The organism is Streptomyces turgidiscabies Car8, from assembly GCF_000331005.1.
In the GTDB taxonomy this organism is placed as follows: domain Bacteria; phylum Actinomycetota; class Actinomycetes; order Streptomycetales; family Streptomycetaceae; genus Streptomyces; species Streptomyces turgidiscabies.
The window spans coordinates 1-1,028 of sequence record NZ_AEJB01000383.1; the positions used below are offsets into that span (position 1 = coordinate 1).

The 1,028-nt window shown below is 66.4% G+C and carries 1 protein-coding gene; it reads left to right on the forward strand.

Features of this window, described 5'->3' with window-relative positions:
- The coding region (gene pgi, locus STRTUCAR8_RS28315; protein ID WP_044473039.1) for a glucose-6-phosphate isomerase at positions 1–1,028 on the forward strand (1,028 nt) is incomplete at both ends.

Consider the following 1,028-nt stretch of genomic DNA (forward strand, 5'->3'; position numbering starts at 1 on the left):
GCTGCGGGCGCCGCGTGGCGCGGTGGTCGAGGTCGACAGTGAGAACGTGGTGCCGGCGGTGCACACGGTGCTGGACCGGATGGCCGCTTTCGCGGAGCGGGTGCGGTCGGGTGAGTGGACCGGTCACACGGGCCGCCGTATCCGGAATGTCGTCAACATCGGTATCGGTGGCTCGGATCTGGGTCCGGCGATGGCGTACGACGCGTTGCGGGCGTTCACCGCACGGGAGTTGACGTTCCGGTTCGTGTCGAACGTGGACGGCGCGGACCTGCACGAGGCGGTGCGGGACCTGGATCCGGCGGAGACGCTGTTCATCGTGGCGTCGAAGACGTTCACGACGATCGAGACGATCACGAATGCGACGTCGGCGCGGTCGTGGCTGCTGGCGGGGCTCGGTGGTGACGAGAAGGCGGTCGCCCGGCATTTCGTGGCGTTGTCGACGAACTCGGGGAAGGTCGCCGACTTCGGGATCGACACGGCGAACATGTTCGAGTTCTGGGACTGGGTCGGCGGCCGGTACTCGTACGACTCGGCGATCGGGCTGTCGCTGATGATCGCGATCGGGCCGGAGCGGTTCCGGGAGATGCTGGACGGGTTCGCGCTGGTCGACGAGCACTTCCGGACGGCTCCGGCGGAAAGCAACGCACCTTTGCTGCTGGGGTTGTTGGGTGTCTGGTACGGCAACTTCTTCGGGGCGCAGTCGCATGCGGTGCTGCCGTACTCGCACTATCTGTCCAAGTTCACGGCGTACCTGCAGCAGCTGGACATGGAGTCCAACGGCAAGTCGGTCGACCGTGACGGGCTGCCGGTGGAGTGGGAGACCGGACCGGTGGTGTGGGGGACGCCCGGTACCAACGGGCAGCACGCCTACTACCAGTTGATCCATCAGGGGACGAAGGTCATCCCGGCGGACTTCATCGGCTTCGCCGAGCCGGTGGCGGAGCTGAGCGACGAACTCAAGGGCCAGCACGACCTGTTGATGGCCAACTTCTTCGCACAGACCCAGGCGCTGGCCTTCGGGAAGACCC